Origin of the sequence: Trichocoleus sp. DQ-U1 (assembly GCF_039961925.1) — a bacterium.
GTDB lineage: Bacteria > Cyanobacteriota > Cyanobacteriia > Cyanobacteriales > FACHB-T130 > FACHB-T130.
Genome location: NZ_JAMPKB010000063.1, coordinates 16,016 through 33,672 on the forward strand (window position 1 = coordinate 16,016; position 17,657 = coordinate 33,672).

General features: G+C 45.3%; 20 protein-coding genes and 3 pseudogenes. 11 read left to right on the top strand and 12 right to left on the bottom strand.

Annotated features, from left to right (window positions below):
- Positions 1–4: 4 nt before the first annotated feature.
- The 4 genes from NDI34_RS21365 to NDI34_RS21380 all read left to right on the top strand — a co-directional run bounded on the left by NDI34_RS21365 (position 5) and on the right by NDI34_RS21380 (position 2,070).
- Positions 5–562 carry a hypothetical protein gene (locus tag NDI34_RS21365; RefSeq protein WP_348233760.1) on the top strand — a complete coding sequence of 186 codons (558 nt, stop codon included), beginning with the start codon at positions 5–7 and terminating at the stop codon, positions 560–562.
- 87 nt (positions 563–649) lie between these two features.
- A complete protein-coding gene (locus tag NDI34_RS21370; RefSeq protein WP_348233761.1) occupies positions 650–1,042 on the top strand; it encodes a hypothetical protein in 393 nt (130 codons plus the stop codon).
- Between the two features lie 560 nt (positions 1,043–1,602).
- On the top strand, positions 1,603–1,860 hold the full coding sequence (locus tag NDI34_RS21375; protein WP_348233762.1) for a TIGR03643 family protein: 258 nt from the start codon (positions 1,603–1,605) through the stop codon (positions 1,858–1,860).
- 33 nt (positions 1,861–1,893) lie between these two features.
- Positions 1,894–2,070, top strand: coding sequence for a hypothetical protein (locus tag NDI34_RS21380; RefSeq protein WP_348233763.1), 177 nt, complete (start codon positions 1,894–1,896; stop codon positions 2,068–2,070).
- 131 nt (positions 2,071–2,201) lie between these two features.
- Here the strand turns inward: NDI34_RS21380 and NDI34_RS21385 are convergent, their stop codons facing one another.
- Positions 2,202–3,332: a DHHA1 domain-containing protein gene (locus NDI34_RS21385; RefSeq protein ID WP_348233764.1), complete on the bottom strand. Its 1,131-nt coding sequence runs from the start codon at positions 3,330–3,332 to the stop codon at positions 2,202–2,204.
- An 18-nt stretch (positions 3,333–3,350) separates the two neighbouring features.
- Here NDI34_RS21385 and NDI34_RS21390 point away from each other — a divergent pair.
- A protein-coding gene (locus tag NDI34_RS21390) for an IS5 family transposase (protein ID WP_348233765.1) occupies positions 3,351–4,180 on the top strand; the annotation gives its coding sequence in 2 pieces (ribosomal slippage) (positions 3,351–3,735 and positions 3,735–4,180; 831 coding nt in all).
- A gap of 1 nt (position 4,181) precedes the next feature.
- Here the strand turns inward: NDI34_RS21390 and NDI34_RS21395 are convergent.
- From NDI34_RS21395 to NDI34_RS21420, 6 genes and pseudogenes are all read right to left on the bottom strand, one after another.
- On the bottom strand, positions 4,182–4,715 hold the full coding sequence (locus NDI34_RS21395) for a hypothetical protein (RefSeq protein ID WP_348233777.1): 534 nt from the start codon (positions 4,713–4,715) through the stop codon (positions 4,182–4,184).
- Between the two features lie 18 nt (positions 4,716–4,733).
- Positions 4,734–6,113: pseudogene (locus tag NDI34_RS21400) on the bottom strand (hypothetical protein); the annotation flags it as partial.
- Positions 6,110–7,072, bottom strand: a complete 963-nt coding sequence (locus NDI34_RS21405) for a DNA-formamidopyrimidine glycosylase family protein (protein WP_348233766.1) — start codon at positions 7,070–7,072, stop codon at positions 6,110–6,112. The gene NDI34_RS21405 and the pseudogene NDI34_RS21400, both read right to left, overlap by 4 nt.
- A gap of 627 nt (positions 7,073–7,699) precedes the next feature.
- Positions 7,700–8,695, bottom strand: coding sequence for a hypothetical protein (locus NDI34_RS21410; RefSeq protein WP_348233767.1), 996 nt, complete (start codon positions 8,693–8,695; stop codon positions 7,700–7,702).
- Positions 8,662–9,246: a hypothetical protein gene (locus tag NDI34_RS21415; protein WP_348233768.1), complete on the bottom strand. Its 585-nt coding sequence runs from the start codon at positions 9,244–9,246 to the stop codon at positions 8,662–8,664. Before NDI34_RS21415 ends, NDI34_RS21410 begins: the two co-directional genes overlap by 34 nt.
- Positions 9,247–9,385: 139 nt before the next feature.
- Positions 9,386–9,817, bottom strand: a pseudogene (locus NDI34_RS21420) (UV damage endonuclease UvsE); the annotation flags it as partial.
- Here NDI34_RS21420 and NDI34_RS21425 point away from each other — a divergent pair.
- Positions 9,773–10,030 (top strand): annotated as a pseudogene (locus tag NDI34_RS21425) (ABC transporter substrate-binding protein); the annotation flags it as partial. The pseudogenes NDI34_RS21420 and NDI34_RS21425 overlap by 45 nt on opposite strands.
- Before the next feature lie 107 nt (positions 10,031–10,137).
- On the opposite strand, the gene NDI34_RS21430 reads toward NDI34_RS21425, so the two are convergent.
- Positions 10,138–10,773 carry a hypothetical protein gene (locus tag NDI34_RS21430; protein WP_348233769.1) on the bottom strand — a complete coding sequence of 212 codons (636 nt, stop codon included), beginning with the start codon at positions 10,771–10,773 and terminating at the stop codon, positions 10,138–10,140.
- 7 nt (positions 10,774–10,780) lie between these two features.
- Positions 10,781–11,041 carry a helix-turn-helix transcriptional regulator gene (locus NDI34_RS21435; protein WP_348233770.1) on the bottom strand — a complete coding sequence of 87 codons (261 nt, stop codon included), beginning with the start codon at positions 11,039–11,041 and terminating at the stop codon, positions 10,781–10,783.
- Between the two features lie 298 nt (positions 11,042–11,339).
- Here NDI34_RS21435 and NDI34_RS21440 point away from each other — a divergent pair, with 298 nt between their 5' ends.
- Positions 11,340–12,062 carry a site-specific integrase gene (locus NDI34_RS21440; protein ID WP_348233771.1) on the top strand — a complete coding sequence of 241 codons (723 nt, stop codon included), beginning with the start codon at positions 11,340–11,342 and terminating at the stop codon, positions 12,060–12,062.
- Between the two features lie 57 nt (positions 12,063–12,119).
- The gene (locus tag NDI34_RS21445; RefSeq protein WP_348233772.1) at positions 12,120–12,539 is read left to right on the top strand and encodes a hypothetical protein; all 420 of its coding nucleotides are present in this window, start codon (positions 12,120–12,122) and stop codon (positions 12,537–12,539) included.
- A 334-nt stretch (positions 12,540–12,873) separates the two neighbouring features.
- Here NDI34_RS21445 and NDI34_RS21450 read toward each other — a convergent pair whose 3' ends face one another.
- The gene (locus NDI34_RS21450; RefSeq protein WP_348233773.1) at positions 12,874–13,389 is read right to left on the bottom strand and encodes a hypothetical protein; all 516 of its coding nucleotides are present in this window, start codon (positions 13,387–13,389) and stop codon (positions 12,874–12,876) included.
- A 755-nt stretch (positions 13,390–14,144) separates the two neighbouring features.
- Between NDI34_RS21450 and NDI34_RS21455 the strand changes: the two genes are divergently transcribed.
- Entirely contained in the window at positions 14,145–14,693 is a 549-nt protein-coding gene (locus tag NDI34_RS21455) for a PEP-CTERM sorting domain-containing protein (RefSeq protein ID WP_348233774.1), read from the top strand.
- 672 nt (positions 14,694–15,365) lie between these two features.
- Here NDI34_RS21455 and NDI34_RS21460 read toward each other — a convergent pair.
- A complete protein-coding gene (locus NDI34_RS21460; RefSeq protein ID WP_242030316.1) occupies positions 15,366–15,530 on the bottom strand; it encodes a hypothetical protein in 165 nt (54 codons plus the stop codon).
- A 43-nt stretch (positions 15,531–15,573) separates the two neighbouring features.
- Between NDI34_RS21460 and NDI34_RS21465 the strand changes: the two genes are divergently transcribed.
- Positions 15,574–15,840 (top strand): hypothetical protein, encoded by a 267-nt coding sequence (locus NDI34_RS21465; RefSeq protein ID WP_348233775.1) that lies wholly within the window; start codon positions 15,574–15,576, stop codon positions 15,838–15,840.
- Positions 15,841–15,849: 9 nt separating this feature from the next.
- Complete coding sequence (locus NDI34_RS21470; protein ID WP_190666432.1) at positions 15,850–16,173, top strand: hypothetical protein; 324 nt, start codon at positions 15,850–15,852, stop codon at positions 16,171–16,173.
- 137 nt (positions 16,174–16,310) lie between these two features.
- Here NDI34_RS21470 and NDI34_RS21475 read toward each other — a convergent pair.
- Positions 16,311–17,657: DUF4157 domain-containing protein (locus tag NDI34_RS21475; protein WP_348233776.1), on the bottom strand; the 1,347-nt coding region annotated here is incomplete at its 5' end.

Here is a 17,657-nt window from a genome sequence, read left to right on the forward strand (position 1 = left end):
ATTTATGCACCAAAACTTTCTGACTGGCATGACTCGCCCTGCTCGTATAGAATCGGTGGATGAAAATAGGTGTAAGGTGTGGAAGCGAAATGTTCAGACGATGGAGATGGAACTACGCAGCTTTCCCCATACTGACTTAACCCCTCTTCCCTTGGAGGAAGTGCCGTCCCTTCTGGAAATCAACTCGCGCATAGAAGCGTTGTCCCAAATCGTAAGTCTAGACCCGTTCGACCGAGGCATTTTGCAGTCGCTAGAGCGTTGCGTAACTTTGACTCCAACTGAACGGGAATATTTCAACCGAATTGAGTTGAAATATCAGCAAGGACAACAATCAACCCACAAGGGGCTAGGGAATGGGGAACGGGAAACGGTAAGGAGCGAAGCGTTCTCCGTTCCCTCGTTAAACTCGTCAGTACCTGATGTTACTCCCCGACACGAACACTCAATACCTGTTAGCTCTCCTCAAGAATATCGAATTGAAACGTTTGAGTTTCCTCTACCTCCAACGCTCAACGAGATGATTCGCAAAGGTACAGGCGGTTGGCAAGCTTCGGCTAAATAAAAGCGGGAGTGGATAGAACTAATTGCCTCTTACTGTAAAGGAGCGTATCAGTTTCAAGGAAAAATTTGGCTGGAGTATGTATGGCGAGTGAAGAATTTAGCTCGCGATAATAACAACATTGCCGCTGCGACTAAGTACATTGATGACGGCTTAGTTGAAGCGGGAGTGATAGCGGATGATTCACTCGAATATATCCAATCTCTAGTCTGCCATTGGTACGTTCAAAGTAATCAAGATATGGTTATTGTCAGGATAGCCAACGTGCCGATTTACAACGGAGAGCCATTAACAACAATGGGTGGTTCAAGCGAGTTTCTCACTGCTGTTTCAACCCAAGTGCAATTGTCTACAGCACTGCGGAATGTTCCACCAGCAAGGCTATCCGTTTCAAGTCAAACAGTGGAGAATCCTCAAGAGCTGCTTTTATCAAAGTCGAACTCTATGTCCTACAAAGGTAGCAATGTTCAACAAGAATTTTAGGAGAACTAGCTGTGTCAGTAATTCAGATCAACGCAATTGATTTGGATTACACATTCCAGGTTTCTGCGAAAACGAGTTATTACCGTTGATAGCTGGGTTTAACAGTGACAGTTCAACTTGGGCTGCAATGATGCGATCGCTAGTTAAGCAGCAGTATTAGGTGCTTCGCTTGGATGACCGAGGAGTTGGACAAACGATCCCACCATCCACACATGTACAGTGCCAAATAAAATGACATCGAGACAAATTCGTGTCGCTCGCGCCAAGTCGGTCTACTGCAAGATTGCAAAGAAAGTTTGCATGAGCGACCTATCATCAACTCCGAACGATTGCGTGTCCTGGCTCCAAGCCCAAAAGCAGCTAAGTCTAGCTTTGCTGCTTTAACGACACTAATATATCTCCACAACAATTAAAAAGTCACTGTACAACCAGGGAGGATAGGTTCGCATCGCCCGATAGCCTAAAAAGATGATGTTACACGGCAAGGCTGCTCCGGGACTCCTCAATTTAATACGTTAGCCTATGAGTATGTACTCAACCGTATTTCTGACTTCGTTGCAATGAATCTCCCCGACCTCGATTCTGAAACCCTTGATCGCATTATTGAGATGGCGTGGGAAGACCGCACACCTTTTGAGGCAATCGAACAACAGTTTGGTCTTCAAGAAAAACAAGTGATTGCTTTAATGCGGCTCCAAATGAAAGCGTCTAGCTTTAGGATGTGGCGCGAGCGTGTAAGTGGGCGCAAAACCAAACATATCAAACAACGGGAATTCGTTTCTGGATGCTTTCACTCTCAAAACCAGAAGGGTTCTTAATGGGTTCTGACAAGGAATTTGGGTATTGGAGTGATGATGCGAGCGCGTCAAAAACCGTGTACGCTTTGCCAGCAACTGGAGCCAGTACTCTACCGGGTAAAATATGACGAGTCAGCTCAATGGAGCTTTGTTTGTCGCCATTGTTGGGATAGTGTGAGTCAAAACAACCCGTTCTATGTCTATGGCGGCACTTGGAAAGCGAAGAAATAAGAATCTACCCCTTTAGATATTTTGCTCTAGAGCATCTAACCAACTATTTGACTGTTTGCTGCATTAAATTGCTTAAAATTGGGTTCAAGATTGTGAGTATTACTTAGCCGTTAGAAGGAAAATACAAGGAGCTAAAATCCCTTGGTCTCAAACCCAAGGGAAGTTAGCAACTCATTCCATCGCTCAACAGGCAAGCTGCCCCCAGATGCACTATCATGTCCGTGACCGTAGCTTCCCTCTCCGGGTGACAAGTCCACGTTTTTCAAAAAATCCAGCACATTGATTCCCGATGCAGTTCTTACACTGAAGTTGACGCGCCCAGGAATATATCCCTCATTTGCAACCATGACGATATACTTGGGCAACCTTGTACGCCAGCTTTGGGCAATCAGTGGATGAATTTGACAAGGTGAGTTAACCCGCACCAAAGCGACATTGCCAGAAAAGACGGGTGCGGCTTTCTTGGCTTGTTCCATCGCTGCCTGCACCTCTTTCCGCGATTCCCTTAATTGTTCGACTTCCTGTGTGCTGGAGTTAACTAGCGATCGCGGATTATCATGAGTCAGCAATGCTCTTACTGCTACTTCTGGATTGTACTGGGAAGCCCGACGTGCCGAGTTAATCAGAGCAGATGCCTCTTTCAAATACTTGGCAGTGTACCGACTTTTAGCAACTGCCAACATCTCAAAGGGAGCTTTTTCACCTAAATCGCTAACTGTACCAATTGCGGCAATCCAGTCTAAATCCGATACATCTGTTAGTGACGAACACAATTCCCAAATCAGTAAAGACGTGTTGGGAATAGGTTCCCAGGTGTAGGCACTAATCAGGGTATCACCGGGTGGAACTCCTTCTGGACGATGGTGATCGATAAAGCAGGTGGGAACGCCAGCAATTACGGGTTCCGATTGACTGCCCAAATCGAGAACGAATAAACTATCGGGTGCAGATGCAATGACTCGTTCCCGGTTCGCAGGTGTCCAAGCATTGCGATCGCGATTCGGTGCAACCAGCGTCACATTCTGAAATCCAGTGCGTGACAACGCTAGCTGCAACACAACTCCCGCCGTCACGCCATCAGCATCCGAGTCGTGCAGCACGACGACAGACTTATCCGGTTGGATGCGTTCAACAAAAGGTTTAAACGTATCACGCGCTGCTTCTAGGGTTGGTGTCTGGTTGATATTAGACCTCCTGCATAAATAGTGAGAGTGTGTGCCAGTTGGTGAGCGAAGATTGCACAATGAAGGTGCTGGCAGCATAGTGGAGGAGGAGAAAAAATGGCTTACAGCGAGCTAGAACAGCTTTCGGAGGGTGAATTCAAACGCTTATCTGGAGTTAGCCGTAGTACCTTTGCTGAGATGGTGGGGGTGTTGCACCCTCACATGAACCGCCAAGGACGGCGGGGTGGACAAGCCAAACTGAGCGTGGAAGACCAATTGCTGGTGGCATTGGAATATTGGCGAGAATATCGGAGTCAGTTTCACATTGGGGTGAGTTGGGGATTGCACGAAACCACAGTTGGACGGATTGTGCGAAAAGTAGAAGACCGACTGATCAAGTGTGGTAGGTTCCGGCTGCCGAGCCAACGCCAGTTGTACCAACCAGGCTGGGAGCGGAAAGTCATGGTGGTGGATGTGGGAGAGATGGAAATCGAACGCCCCCAAAAAAACAGAAACAGTACTACAGTGGCAAGCAGAAGTGCCACACCCTAAAAGCGCAACTATTAGTGGAGTTTGAAACGGGACAAATCATTTGTACCGCTATTGACACAGGCACAACACATGATTTTAAGTTGCTCAAGCGCAGTCGATTACCGTTTGTCTCGTCGCAATTGTGCTTAGCTGACCGAGGCTATCAAGGGTTTGCTAAACGCCATGCGGGAGCTTGTACTCCAACTAAGAAGCCCCGCAAGCAACCTTTGCCACAGGAGGAAAAGCAGCATAATCGAGCCTTGGCACGACTGAGAGTGCGAGTTGAGCATGTGATTCGCCGCTTCAAGATTTTCCGCATGTTTTCAGGACGTTATCGCAATCGTAGAAAGCGGTTTGGCTTACGATTTAATCTGATCGCTGGGTTGCTCAACTACGAACTGGCACATGCCTCATGATTCATGCAGGAGGTCTATTGTTTCCTAATTCAACAACATCAGATATCTGATTGCTCTCCCCGCTAAAGGGGGTTGAGGCGTTCCCCAAGGGTACGGCAGAGTCAACAAATGCTTCGGAATCGTTCGTTACTGGTTCAGAAGACAGAGTTGCAGCCAAACGGCGTACCGTCTCCAGGGTGTCAATTTCTTCAGGAGGTTTATCATTTCGCACACGCACAATACGAGGAAACCGCAGTGCATAACCACTATTGTGTCGCTCTGAGGGTTGCACGCGGTCAAACGTCACTTCCAAAACAATGCGCGGTTCCACGATACACACCTTCCCATGCGCCAATTCTTGCAACGTGTGGGCGCGAAACCAATCGGACAGTTCAGCGACTTCCCCATCCGTTAACCCTGAATAGGCTTTACCGATATTTAACAGCGTTGGCTCGGTTTCGCTCTGGCGGACGGCAAAGGTATAGTCTGAGAGGAAACGATGCCGTTTGCCATTTCCCACCTCGGCGGCTGTGACAACAACATCTAGTGTCGCCATTGCGCGTTTGATTTTCAACCAATCGCGTCCCCTTCTACCGGGTTTATAGGTTGAATTCAAATCTTTTACCATCAAGCCTTCATTGCCTCTTGCCCTCGCTGCCGTGAATTCTGCATCTAAGCCAGAAATATCGCTGACTTGTTAGGAAAGTCCGCAGCGTACTCTTTGAGTATCGAGGTGAAGTGATTCAAGAAGACTTCGCCTTTTTACAAAGGGTTCGTTAATCAGGACGCGCCCGCAAGCATACAAGACATCGTAAGCGATGAAGGCAACAGGAACAGCGGCAAGTAATTCGTCCGAAACTTTCTTGCGTCCCAAGCGTTTTTGTAGTTCCTGAAAGGGGAGGATGCGTTCTCCTTGGATGGGGACAATTTCCCCATCTAAAATTAAATCGGCTGATTCATCGCTATCTTTTGAGTCTAATTTGATAGTGGCAAGCGGTTCGATTAAATCAGGAAAACTGGCGGTAATTTCATCGAGTGTCCGGGAGAAAATAGCAACACGCTTACCATTGCGAACCGTGCCGTGGAAAATTGAGTTGTCTTCGTCTAGGTGAGGGGCAATGTGAACTTGGGCGCGAATGCCATCATATTTGTCTTCAACCGCAAATCCATCAGGCATTTGTTTGGCAACTTCCGTTAAATCGTCGGCGGGAGATGCCAACATAAATTTAATCGGGTGGAATAGCCGCATTTGGGCTTCGTCAAGTTTTCCTAGCCTTGCTAGCAAGGCAGTTTCGCCAATATCTCCGATGAGCATATTGACCCACTGTACCTTGGAAACCTCAATTTGAAAAAGACGAGCGATTGCATCTTCAACGGCACCTTCTTTCAGTCCAATACGCAAATCGCCTGCTAACAGCTTGACGATATACTTTGCTTCTAGAGGTGTTGCCATTTTCAACAACTCTATAACCAGTTCGGTTTTGCGTTTGGTTCCTGTTGTCGCTGCTAATTGTTCGAGTTGGTTGGATAAGGAATCAAGGGTGAGAATTGGTTGCTGCTGTGAACGTTGGGGATTATTGGTAAATGCTTCCTCCATTACGTCACCGGGGTCGCCAAGTTTGACTAATCGTTCTTGAAGGACTGATTTTTCTTGCTCACTTACGGCGGCGATCCCTGTTAGCAAAGCCGCTCCACCTATATTAATAGTACGCTGGTCTCGTAAGGGAAATATATAACCGGAAAAGTACCGTGCCGCCAGTACTAAATCGTTATCGGACAGTGAGGTAAAATAGCTTCCCAACAAGGAGGCTTTTGTCAAACGTTTTGTTGTTGCTCCAACTTTTTCAGCTACGTCAGCAAAATCTATTAAGGCTTCAAAATTTAACTCTGGATTTTGATTAAAGTTAATTTCATTTTCGACGTTGGGGGGTGTTAAATTGGGGTTTTTAGTCATGCCTGAACCTCGATAATTTTCTCCCCTGTGGCAACCACTTTTCGCTTGCTTTTTGTTTTTTTCAGCTCCACGTTTGTCCTCTGGCAGGTAGGGCAAAAGTAAATTATTCGGGTTTTGTCTCCTTCTTCATCCGATTGGGTAACTTGACGAAGTTGGCGGATTGCGTTGCCACATTCTAAACAAGGCAGGTTGGTGCGGCGAAAAACGTAGTGCCTTGTGCCGTACTCGCTTCCAGGTGTGTAGACGAGGAAGGGGTTATTTTGCAGACGTGTACGCGCTTCATCTGATACGGTGAAGCCACCTGTAATGTAAGCGCGTTGAGCCATTAAGGGAATTGAATGAATTAGGCGTTCTAGTTCATCGGCTGTCAAATTGGCAATTTTTCGCCACGGATCGAGGCGACAATCAAATAGTATTTCGGCTCTCAGGTAGTTTCCAATTCCAGCAACAATTTGTTGGTCGAGTAAGGCTGCACCAATGGTGCAATCACTATTTTCGGGTGTCAGCAGCTTTTGTAGGAACACAGGCGCATTGAAGGGCTTTTCGTCTGGATAGGGTAGGATATCTGTACCGAGAGTGCGTAAGTTTTCGATGATTTCAAAGGGATTGCCCGCGCCTAAATCGAAAATTGGGGCGGAGTAGAGAATGGCACAGGCATCGGGTACGACAATACGCAATCGTTCGCGGCGATCTATTTCTTGGGGTGGATGATCTAAAATTGCCCAGCTTCCCCACATCATCAGGTGGGAATGGAAGTAGTAACCATCTTCAATTAAGCCAACTAGGTGCTTGCCGTGCGAGAGGACTCGTTCGATACGCTTGTTGAGTAAAACACCGGGATGCTCTTTTTCCCAAAATAAAGCTGTCTTTGTCCGTGCTTTGAATGACACGATGGGTTTGCCCCCAAGTGCCCGATCTAAGGCATCGGCAAACCGTCTGACTTCTGGTCCTTCTGGCATGAGTGTGAAAGAGCGTTACTTTTTTTACTTTAAAGATGTGGCTCCTGAAGTAACATCCTTCCTAATATAGAGACTCAAAGACAGCACATTGATGCCTTTTACGAGCATTTCTAATAGCAGTTGCGATAAACATTAAAACTCATTTATCACAGCTAACAAATTTCAATTAGCGGGTTAAGAAATTTTTCTTTTTTCCTAAATTGAAAAGACGCCAGTTTTACTTCTCCTAAATTGCTCAAACCCTTGTTTTTGTGCTTTTCCCTTCTGATATAACTCTCGCAAAAACGAGCGCTTCGCAGCTTGTGCTATCCTTTCCAGAACTAATTCAGTTATTTCGCTATGTTTTTCGCTTCAGAGGAACTAATTGCATTGATTGTTTCGATTGCGATCGAGAGCTTATTTGTCGCCATCTGCGCTCAAGTTAGAAAAAAAGACTGGCGAAAGCTAGCAATAATTGCTGGTGCTGCCACATCAATCACTCATCCTATAGCATGGAAGCTGTTTATCGAACTATCACCGTATTTAAGTTTCCCGATGCGTTCCCTGTTGATCGAAACTGGTGTCGCGCTTGTTGAAGGTTTGATGTACCGATGGGCAATTGGTTATTCATGGCGATGGAACATTGGCTTATCTTTCGGTGCTAATCTCGCTTCCTATAGCTGCGGACTTCTGTTTTATTATTGGCAGGGGTAATAGCAATAATAATGGAATTTCTAACCAAGCATGAATAGCTGCTGCAATGCCATAGAAAGCGCGAGTAAGTGCAAACGAATGCTGAAAAGCTACTAAAAAATAAACCGATATCCCAGCCACCAACCAGTAAAATTTTTTAGATGGAAGCCAGGATAAGAATGTTTCTGCGTCCTCTTTCGTCCACCGCGAAAATAAGCCGATGACCGCTGCATAGTGCATACATTGGAGAAAAGTAGCAGCCGAAAACAATGGATAAGCAATTGATAAATGTTGCCATAATGGTGCAACAAAAGCATTTAAATAATGGGTGTTTGTTTCAAGGGAAAAATTTATTATCCCTAAAAGTTTTAAACTAATAATTCCTATTGGTATTGCTCCAAACACAAGTCCGCAGATTAATAACGTGCGAAATCTTTTAGTACGTTGTCGTTCTAAAATAAATGCTACTGGTGTTAAATTGTGAACAAGCGCCAGTATAACTAAGGTAAAAATCGGGTCTTTGATAATCCCAATACCGCCTAAACAGCTAACAGCTAAACCAAGTATCCCCAATTGCCAATTCTGTCGGTAAACGTGGTGAGTAGCGACTAAAACTAATCCTAATCCGCCGAATAGTTCCAACAAAGGAGCTAACTGAATGCTAATTAGCCCAAAGATAGCGCAACAGCGTACTAAAGCAATTAATAGTACTAATTGCAGCAAACGCCACTCAAGTGTTTTATTTAAATTCTGATGAAAACGGCTATCGATATAGCGTAATTCAATAGCAATGTGAGCAATGCCGAACGTGAATAGTGTGGTGGCATAAGTAGTAAAGGGAAAAGCAATTGCACTCAATGCACTAACTAAAATAATTAGCCCGCTCCCCATAATTTTAGTCATTTGCGGCTTACCATTTACTTTTTTCTTCTTCTGGAAATAATTATCCATCCTAGTATTGCTATTCCGATTACCAGAAAAACAAGCCAGTTGAGGGCTAGTTGCCTGTCTTGCTTAACTAGAGATAGCTGTAAACTGTCCAAATTTAGCGACTTGACTTGAAAATTATCTTCTACCTTACTGTATATCACGGGTACCTCGCTTGGTGGCTTAATAGTTGGAGTACCTTTAATCAGCGCATTTTGGAGGTTAATGTTTTGAAGTATCGTTGACTTAGAAAATAGTGGCCAAACTTCCAATTCAGCGCTACTATTTTCTAAGTCTTTAGGCTGGACTTTATTTTTAGCAATTGCTAAGATTGTTGCAATGGGTCTATACCCACTGACTGGGACGCATTCTCCTGGTTGAATCAATATATAAGGGCTGGGGGGTAGATTAGGATTTGCCGAACTAATTTGTAAGAATAGCCAATAGTCTGGATACTTTTCTTGGTTAGTAATTTTCACACAGTAACTAAAACCGCGCGTATAACCTGGGCTTGGTGATAAATCGGCTAGAATCGTCAAACCCTGAAAGGATGGCATATTTTTTACAGCTATCATCAGCCACTCCACTGTTAAGTTTAATTATTGGCGGGCTTTATGCTGAATCTAATCAGCGGATGATTTGCTTACTAACTTTTGTTGGTAAGGTTTTGTAGTCCAGGGTTTGCGATTTCTGACTTATGCGATAAAGACTTTTTCAGCAAGCCCTACTAATCCATTCTACACGCAACTTTTCAATCGCTTCCTCTTTGAGTTTCGCCTCAACTTCGATCCACGGTGCGTTGCGATAAGCGCTTGGCATCACGGTAATCAAATCGCTGTGGTGCGGGTCGTTAAAAGATTCGCGTCCATTGGAAATATGGACGAGTTGCCATTCTGGAACAGGCCAAGTTGTACGTGCTTGTGCTAATATTTCGCCAACGCTAGGATGTTCGTAACTATCTAGTTTTTCGTGAATAACATGATGGTGCGCGTCGAATACTATTGGTACTGCGGCGGCGCGACAAATATCTAAAATTTCGGTAGCACTATAAGCGTATTCGTCGTTTTCTAATGCTAGTCTGTAGCGAATATTATCTAGTAAATCTCGGATAACACTGATGAGACGTTCTGCGCGATCGCCGCTCCCTTGCCAGAAGGATTTCCACCTCCAACACCAGAAGGGCAAATTGAGGTCAAACAATATCCAGCATACCGTTCTGCCACAGTTCGCTATTCAGGAGAACTGTCAATGGCAGCCAATAGAGCTTTTGACCCTCTCTATCGCCACATCAGCTCTAACAATATCTCCATGACAGCTCCGGTGGAAACCCGTTATCCAGTTAGCACCCTGGAAGCCAGTAAGATAGGCGCACCCGATGAACGTGGTTTCCACAGAGAGAACTTGCCTCAGTAGGGATACCCCAATGCCCAGAGGAAGGCATCACAATAGCGATCGCGTGTTTTATCTCAAGTGAAGTCTCTTCTAATTCTGGCAATCGCAGTATTTAATCCTTCACTATGAATCCAACCTACATAACCGCCGTAAATCATTCGGTCATTGGCATCGGCTAAGAAAACGTGGTCAACTCCTGCTAAATTCTTCCACGTTCTCACCGCTGTCCCGTCCCTCAGCCGCATAATTGGATTAGCGCTTTTGAAATCCCTGTGGTGTGCCATCGTCATTCCAGGGACGCTTTGTAAGATAGCGATCGCTTGTTTAGTAATCTCTGTAATGTAAGCATCTGCTACGGTTGCACAGCCGCACCCATCTGTTACAGTGCTTTTGAGTCTATCCTTGATGTCACCGTCAAATAGCGATAAAGAATTAATCTCTTCCAGAAGCTTTCCATGTGGCTCCTGAAGTCGCCTAGCGCAATAAACCGCTGTTAAAAAATCCTCAAGTCCTACCTTTGCTAAGGCATCGGTAATCAATCCGGTGAGTCCTAAGACTGCAATGCCGCCCAACATCCCTGCCGGACCACCCAAGAAAGCTAAAGCAGCTGTAATGGCAGCGGCACCTGTTAAACCTGTAGCTGCCATCGTCATTACTAGGATGACTCCCGGTAATCCTAAAGCTGCTACTTTTTTGACGACTTCATCCATTGGTGATTCACCTCAATTCCTTGCTCAAAAGGCAGTTACTTTGGGAAATACTGACCCAACAAATCAATACCGCGCTCGCCCATCTCCGGAGTTGCGCCTCAATCTGCTTCAGCACGATTGGCAGAGGCTGAGTGCGCCCATTTTCCCAACGGTTCACCGATTGAAACCACACCCCCAGCTTTTGTGCAAACTGCAATTGAGTCAGCCCCAAACGATATCTAGTTTCGCGTACCAATGCAGCGATTTCTAGCGGAGTGGAGACGGGCATGACAAGAATGTCTCCCAAGCTTTCTCAATCGAGCCTAAGCGATGAAATGCTGTATCGCACATGGTATTTTCACTGAGTTTCATTCAGTGGGCTTTTTAATTCATTGTGTTTTTTATCAGTTAGGGAAAGCAGGAAGTAGGGAAAGCAGGAAGCTGCCACTCGCCAGCTTTCTGACAAACAGAAGCCAGCACCCAAATACCTGAAAATTTGTTTTCAGGTTTTCGTATCAATTTGTAGATTTTCGCTAGACAGAATCTACTCAAATGCGCTACATCATGGGCATTACCGGGGAATGTCCATGAAAATAGACCGACACGGTCAAGCCAAGATTTTATCTGTAGCAGAAATTCAGTTGCTGTTCAATTCGGGTCTGCAAACCGAAAGAGATCGCGCCTTATTCGGCATCTGCCTCTATACCGGCTGTCGCATCCGAGAAGCCTGTACCCTAAAGACAGCTGATGTCTACGATCGTAAAGGAATCGTGCGACCCGATCTAATTATTCGCAAAGGAAACACCAAAGGCAAGCTAGCAACTCGCTGCCTCCCAGTCATCGAAGAATTGCGGTCATTGTTAGTTGACTACTACCCCACACCCCGAACTTGGTTCTTATTCCCCGGTCGCCACGGTCAAGGACACCTCAACCCCGACTCCGCCGCTAGAATTTTGAGAGACGCTTGCCTGCACCTGGGAATCGAGGGAGTCAGCACTCACAGCTTCCGCCGCACAGCCTTGACCCAGATGAGCGATGCGGGCATCCCGTTGCGAGTCATTCAAGAAGTGTCCGGGCACCGCAACTTAGAAGAATTGCAAAAATACTTGGAAGTGCGCCCAGAACAAGTCAGAGGAGCCGTATCAGCCTTATCAATGCTCTCCTACGCCGGGAAAAGGAATTATGACGATGTAGAAACGGATCTACCACCAGTGCGATCACACTGCGAGAAATGTGCCTATTCCGGATTGGAAGAAAATCCTCTCTCAACTCCAATCGAACGTTCTGGTTTTATTGATAAGGATTCGTGAACCGCTGCCTTAGATATATCCATCGCTATTACAGGCTTACGCCGGAGTTAAACGTCGATGTCTTTAGAGTTAATAGTCGCTGGACTGACGGGAATGCATGGGGTACTAACTGCCAAAAGTGCTTTTAAATCTTACAGACAAGCACAATTCGGTAAGGGGAGCCTGATTGTAAAACTCATTTGTGCCAGCTTGCTCGTTGTGGCTTTTTTGGTGATGCTGACGTATGTAGTATTTAATGTATCGTCAATCATCACTTTTTTCTGTGGCTGGCTTTTAGCGGCCAGCGCGACTCTGCCACTTACGCTCACAGGAGTGGTTGAAGTTATCCAAGCATTTAGACACAAACATTCTCAACGCCGAAGTCTAGCCAACTTATTGCTAAATTTTTTGGCTTTGCTAATCTATTGTCTTCTCGCCCTTTGGATGAGCATGTTTTTAGCAATAGCGCTATCAGGAGAGCCTTATATGGGTAAATAGCGGCAGTCACACCACTGAATCGTTATTCTGACAAAGGACTTTATTCCGACCTCACCCCCGAACCTCACCCTTCCTTAGATGTCGGCGAACCTAAGTAATTAAACACTGTTTGCTTCCAATAGTTAATTCGATTTTCTCGTGTAGGTGGTTTGCCCATAGTTTTCCTCCACGTTCCATTTGCGGCACCACTTGGATGAGGAAATTCTAAATGTTTAATCTTTAAATCTATCCCACTAACAGTCTTACTAGCAATTCGTCCCCAGCTAATGACAGCAAGGGGTTCAAATATTTCTAGTTCGTCTTTTATTAGATTAATGAAGCGATTGCAGTCTTTTTAGCTCAAGGGGATACCCGATTGACCGTTTAAAGAGCTGACCCAAACTTTGAATACGTCTGTCAAGTAAACCCGATATCCCGACTCTAGTAGCACCTTGATTAAGTCAAAGTATAGTCGGGTGTTTCGTAGTTTTTCACGGCAGTTTTTTAAATGGAGAGCGTAGGGTGTACCTATACTAATCTCTTCTACTCTTGCCTCACTTCTCCTCAATGGGTCTTGTCCAAGAATCACTACCGTTTTTTTACCTTTTACATCACTGTCAAGGTCAAGAATACTAGGGATGCCAACTCCGATGACTAAAGCATCATCATAACGTTTTTGGAAACTCTCATCGCTAGGAAGAAAAATATTCCGGCTGAGTGTGTGTTCTGGATACCCTTCTCTCTCTAACTCTTCACGCATTATTAGGTATAAAGCGTTTAATTGATCTTTTGATATCTTAAAAACTTGAGATATCTCTTGGTACAATGCATTAAACTCACTAGCTCTAAACTCTGAAAACAAATACTGCATCTTTTTTCAGGCATTAATTCAAACACAAGGTTTAGACAAATTGACGGATTTATTTGTCCCTTTCGGTTTTACCTCAATCTCTTTACTGCGAGATTTATGTAGATTCGCTAGCATCTCGTAAAGACTGGTTTAAGACTTTTAAGCATTGCTTTGGGCTACACCGTGAAAGCTTAACCAGCCAAACTAGGGATGTATGGCTGGCTAATTTGATCGTTAATTGCTTATCTGTTGGCGCACGCTCACTTATCTCTCTACCCAGCCCACTATATGCCCGTTTGGGAGCAAGTAGCTCAAGCAAGCTTTCCATACTCTCCTCCCTCAGTTGGTTGTATGCGTGTTGTTGACTAACATCCTCCGATGCAACCCCTGCTCCAAGAGCCGGAAATTAATATCAAGATTTATTAGTGCGAGATATGAGTTTACTAAAATTTCATATTACGTCTATTAAGTAAGATTGAGTTCTTAAACTACCTATTCTAAGCTTGCCTCCCTATTCTTTCTCTTACCCATTTCCTAGTTATTTTAATAATTAATCCCTTAACTAACCTCAGTATAGTTTTGCACTCAACAGATTTAAATTTATGTATTTCCCCTGGTATTTCTGTGAATTTACTTGTTGGCTTTTATGTTTTTATGATGAAGGTTCAGGACAAGTACAAAATGTTCTTGTCTTAGGGGATTACAATGTCGAGTAACACAAGCCACAGAGAGTAAAAAGCCTAATCCAGGCTTAGAAAGTTTTAAAAGGAACAAGAATGTCAAACATAATCCTGAGCAAATTAGCGATTGCAACTGCTGGTGTAGTCCTGAGCTTGGCTACAATTTCAACTAAACCAAGCCAAGCAGCTACAATCAGATATCGTTTTGATGTGTATGACGTTGAAGGCCCTAACAATGAGTTTTTCGAGAGCGGTTTCGGTTTCTTTAACTACGAAAATTCATCCATCAGCGGAATAGAACTTGAAACAGTTCCAGTTAGTGACCTTTCTTTTATATTAAATGGGATGCCTCAGCTGACGGGGCCTGATTGTTGCAATGGGCAAGATAGGGTAGAAACCGTGTCTTTTTTGGAAGGGGAAATCTTAGGATTGACGTACAGTCGTTATCGAACTTTTTCTATCTTAGGGAAGACTATAGATTTTAGTTACCCCGGTCAGGGTCCAACACCCCAAGGAAAGGTAAGGTATACATTACTTGACGGGGCACAACCTCCTAAGTCTGTTCCGGAGGGAAGTACAACCTTGGGGCTGAGTGTTCTAGGTTTAGGCTTCTTAGTGAAGAAAAAGCTAAGTAGGTCAACATAATTAAACGTAGGGTGGGTACTGCAACCCGTTTCTACTCCCATCTCGCACCCTTCTCAAAAAGCAAAATTATCGGGTGTGTATAGCCCTTCGGGTATGGATGCGCTAAAGCAAGAAGTATGGCACTAGATTTCGAGGCTAAGGAAGTCTATCTAGATGGTGCCTCTTGCTTGATACATCGTATTTTTATATAGGACGATGTAGAGCCGGAGCGGACACCAGTGCGATCGCCAGTTGAGAAATGTATGTATGACGACTTGGAAAAAATTCTCCCTAAACTCCAAGCGAAGGTTCTGGTTTGATCGACCAGGACTCCTGAACCGCTGCCCTGAATGCGATCACCAGTCGGGAAAGTCATCTATTCCGACTTGGAGGAAAGCTCTCTCTCAGCTCAAATCGACCGATCTGGGTTGATCGAGCAGGACTCGGCGTTTGTGTAGCAAGCGTCCAAAAAACAACGTTAAGCTTGAAACTCTTACCCTGCAAAGGCTAACTTGCCCATAAATAATTAATGGGTATTTTAAGTTGGGTACAGTTTTATCAGCTCTCTACCCTCTTAAGTCTTTTAAACTTACCCATAAATAGACAAAAATGCAGAAGTATTGCCCTTAGCGTTGTTTTTGGGTCAGTTGCTACACAAACGCCATTACGGTCAGCCCACCGTGCCAACCCTTCTCAATCCAGGGTAAAAGGCTCGGCGCGGACGACGAGCGGAACTGTTTCCCGGCAATCGTCGAAGCCATCAGGGAGATACAGCCGAACTTCATCGCCATCGAGAACGTGCCCGGAATCCTCACCTGCCCCTACAGACCAAGAAGCGGACGGACTTATTTCCGACACTTTTTATCATGCCTCGACTCGTGCGGGTACAATACGGAGTAGATTGTTATCGGGTCAGGACACTTTGGAGCGTCCTTTCTTAGAGAGCGGCTACTTCTGGTTGGAGTCTCCCAGCGCCTTAAGCCAAAGTGGGAAAGGGCGACCCCCTGGCTCGACCAAGCTCGAAACGCAGTTGAAGAGTTTAGAACTTCTCCAGAAGGGCGAGTGTCTAAACCCGGACTGGTTAGAGAAGCATTACCGTTTGCCAGTGGGATGGACATCCCCGCTGGAGTCAAGAACGGCGACAGAGCTACTCGCAGAAGGCGAGTAGCTTTGGGCAATGCCCTTGATCCAAGAGTCGCCCTCAAGCGAGTCCTTTACCTGTCCGAGCTGTTCGCAACCGCTACTAAGCGCTAAAGACGGGTGCGGAGTCTGCGCCTGGTCTCATCCCCTAGAACCAAAGCGGAAACAAGCAAGCGGGACGATTTACCATACACCAAAACCAAGAGGCTTAAGTGTGGGGCATCTGCCACTTACCCCAAAGTTGCCGGGTCACGCGACGCTGCGAACCCACGTCATTGGTTCTGGCATTACTGCTATGAAGAACGCTGCGGTAGGGGCTGGAGATGCAGAAAAGTGCAGGTATCCCAAGCGAAGGTTTTAGCTGTGCGATCGCTCAATAATTGTGATATTTCTCCATTCCTAATTTTTCTTATCCCTCTGTCCAGCCGCATCTTGCGCCCATAGCCCATATGAGATGAATAATCAGACTTCAAAATCGACGATGAATTGCAGTGGCAATCACGCCCAATCTTGCTCTGTAAAATTCACATCATCTGTCCCAGATGTATCTAAAGGTTTGGGAACGCCAGAGTCTTTTGGTGAAGCTTTGTAGTATGACAACCTGTCTTGTTTATAGAACTCTTGTGCATCTTGATATAATTTATCCCAATTGGCATTTTCATGCTCTCGAATCTCTGTCTTTGTTTTCTCGCTGTGCAGGGTTTTACCCACTAAGCCAGTCTGCGTACCTACTTGATTACCTCCATACCCTGAATTAGCCAGATATCCTTGCCCGTGAGCTAAGCTTGCCTCATTGAAGTTTTGGAACCCAGCTCCCTCAGTTTGAATAAAAGTATGACCTGCGGAATCATCATTGGGATCTTTCATGTTAGTTGGCACAATGCCTACTAGAATATGACCTTTAACAGATTCTGGCAGATCGATCCCCAATTGGGGTTCGGCATTGACAGAATCGTAGCCCTCATTTTTTTTCTCAAATTTTGTTTTTCCTAACCAGGGTTGTTGTTCGTATGGCAGTGGCTTAGTTTTATCGTCTACTACATTCGGTTGATAGTGGGATGTCTCGCTATTTTCGGGACGACGGGTAAACATTTTTCCGGCTCTCTGAGCTTCAACATCGCCCCAATATCCGCCGAGATTTGTTCCTGTCTTACCTACAAATTCAGTTTTTGACTTGATGCTATTGTCTTCATTTTTAGCAGCAATGGGCATCCCCAGTTGTTTCACGCCATTGTAAACTGCCCCCTTGTCCTGAAAGACAATATGCGCCCCCCGATAAAACTGAGCCAATCCAGCAGCGCCAAGTTTTTCAGTCACTTTTTCTTCAAGGTAAGTCAAAATTTCCATGTGGGCACCATCGAGGTCTAGTCCTTGCTTCTTAGTGTCTAGCTTCCCTTGTTCCTCTGGATTCAGGAGTTGGTTGGAGATTTGCTTGCCGGAGCGATCGCGAATTATCGGCATTCCATCATCGCCCAGATGATAGGCTGCTTCAATTCTCTCCCATTGCTCCGGTAGGAACTTGTCCTTTGCTGCCAGGATGGAATTCCAAGAATCGTAGGTTCGATCTAGATCGTAGAGAGGGACGATTTTTTTGGCATGATCTTCATTCCTTTGAATTAGCTGTGGCTGAAGCGTCGTTTGAGTAACTGTGGGAGTAATGGGTTGCAGCGATCGCTGTACTGCACTACCATTCTGCTGAACAACGTGCGTCAACTCGTGGGCAATCAACTCTTGCCCACCCCGGCTTCCCGGTTCATACGCTCCCTCCCGGAAGAAAATATCTTGCCCAGTCGTAAATGCCTTTGCCTGGATTGAGCGATTCAACTGGTTAGATTGAGCATCCGT

Excerpts from the sequence above, each read along its gene's own strand:
- NDI34_RS21365 (WP_348233760.1), top strand. The coding sequence starts at position 5 with ATGCACCAAAACTTTCTGACTGGCATGACTCGCCCTGCTCGTATAGAA.
- NDI34_RS21375 (WP_348233762.1), top strand. The coding sequence starts at position 1,603 with ATGAATCTCCCCGACCTCGATTCTGAAACCCTTGATCGCATTATTGAG.
- NDI34_RS21380 (WP_348233763.1), top strand. The coding sequence starts at position 1,894 with ATGATGCGAGCGCGTCAAAAACCGTGTACGCTTTGCCAGCAACTGGAG.
- NDI34_RS21385 (WP_348233764.1), bottom strand. The coding sequence starts at position 3,332 with ATGCTGCCAGCACCTTCATTGTGCAATCTTCGCTCACCAACTGGCACA.
- NDI34_RS21395 (WP_348233777.1), bottom strand. The coding sequence starts at position 4,715 with ATGGCGACACTAGATGTTGTTGTCACAGCCGCCGAGGTGGGAAATGGC.
- NDI34_RS21405 (WP_348233766.1), bottom strand. The coding sequence starts at position 7,072 with ATGCCAGAAGGACCAGAAGTCAGACGGTTTGCCGATGCCTTAGATCGG.
- NDI34_RS21410 (WP_348233767.1), bottom strand. The coding sequence starts at position 8,695 with ATGGATAATTATTTCCAGAAGAAGAAAAAAGTAAATGGTAAGCCGCAA.
- NDI34_RS21415 (WP_348233768.1), bottom strand. The coding sequence starts at position 9,246 with ATGATAGCTGTAAAAAATATGCCATCCTTTCAGGGTTTGACGATTCTA.
- NDI34_RS21430 (WP_348233769.1), bottom strand. The coding sequence starts at position 10,773 with ATGGATGAAGTCGTCAAAAAAGTAGCAGCTTTAGGATTACCGGGAGTC.
- NDI34_RS21435 (WP_348233770.1), bottom strand. The coding sequence starts at position 11,041 with ATGCCCGTCTCCACTCCGCTAGAAATCGCTGCATTGGTACGCGAAACT.
- NDI34_RS21440 (WP_348233771.1), top strand. The coding sequence starts at position 11,340 with ATGAAAATAGACCGACACGGTCAAGCCAAGATTTTATCTGTAGCAGAA.
- NDI34_RS21445 (WP_348233772.1), top strand. The coding sequence starts at position 12,120 with ATGTCTTTAGAGTTAATAGTCGCTGGACTGACGGGAATGCATGGGGTA.
- NDI34_RS21450 (WP_348233773.1), bottom strand. The coding sequence starts at position 13,389 with ATGCAGTATTTGTTTTCAGAGTTTAGAGCTAGTGAGTTTAATGCATTG.
- NDI34_RS21455 (WP_348233774.1), top strand. The coding sequence starts at position 14,145 with ATGTCAAACATAATCCTGAGCAAATTAGCGATTGCAACTGCTGGTGTA.
- NDI34_RS21470 (WP_190666432.1), top strand. The coding sequence starts at position 15,850 with ATGCCCTTGATCCAAGAGTCGCCCTCAAGCGAGTCCTTTACCTGTCCG.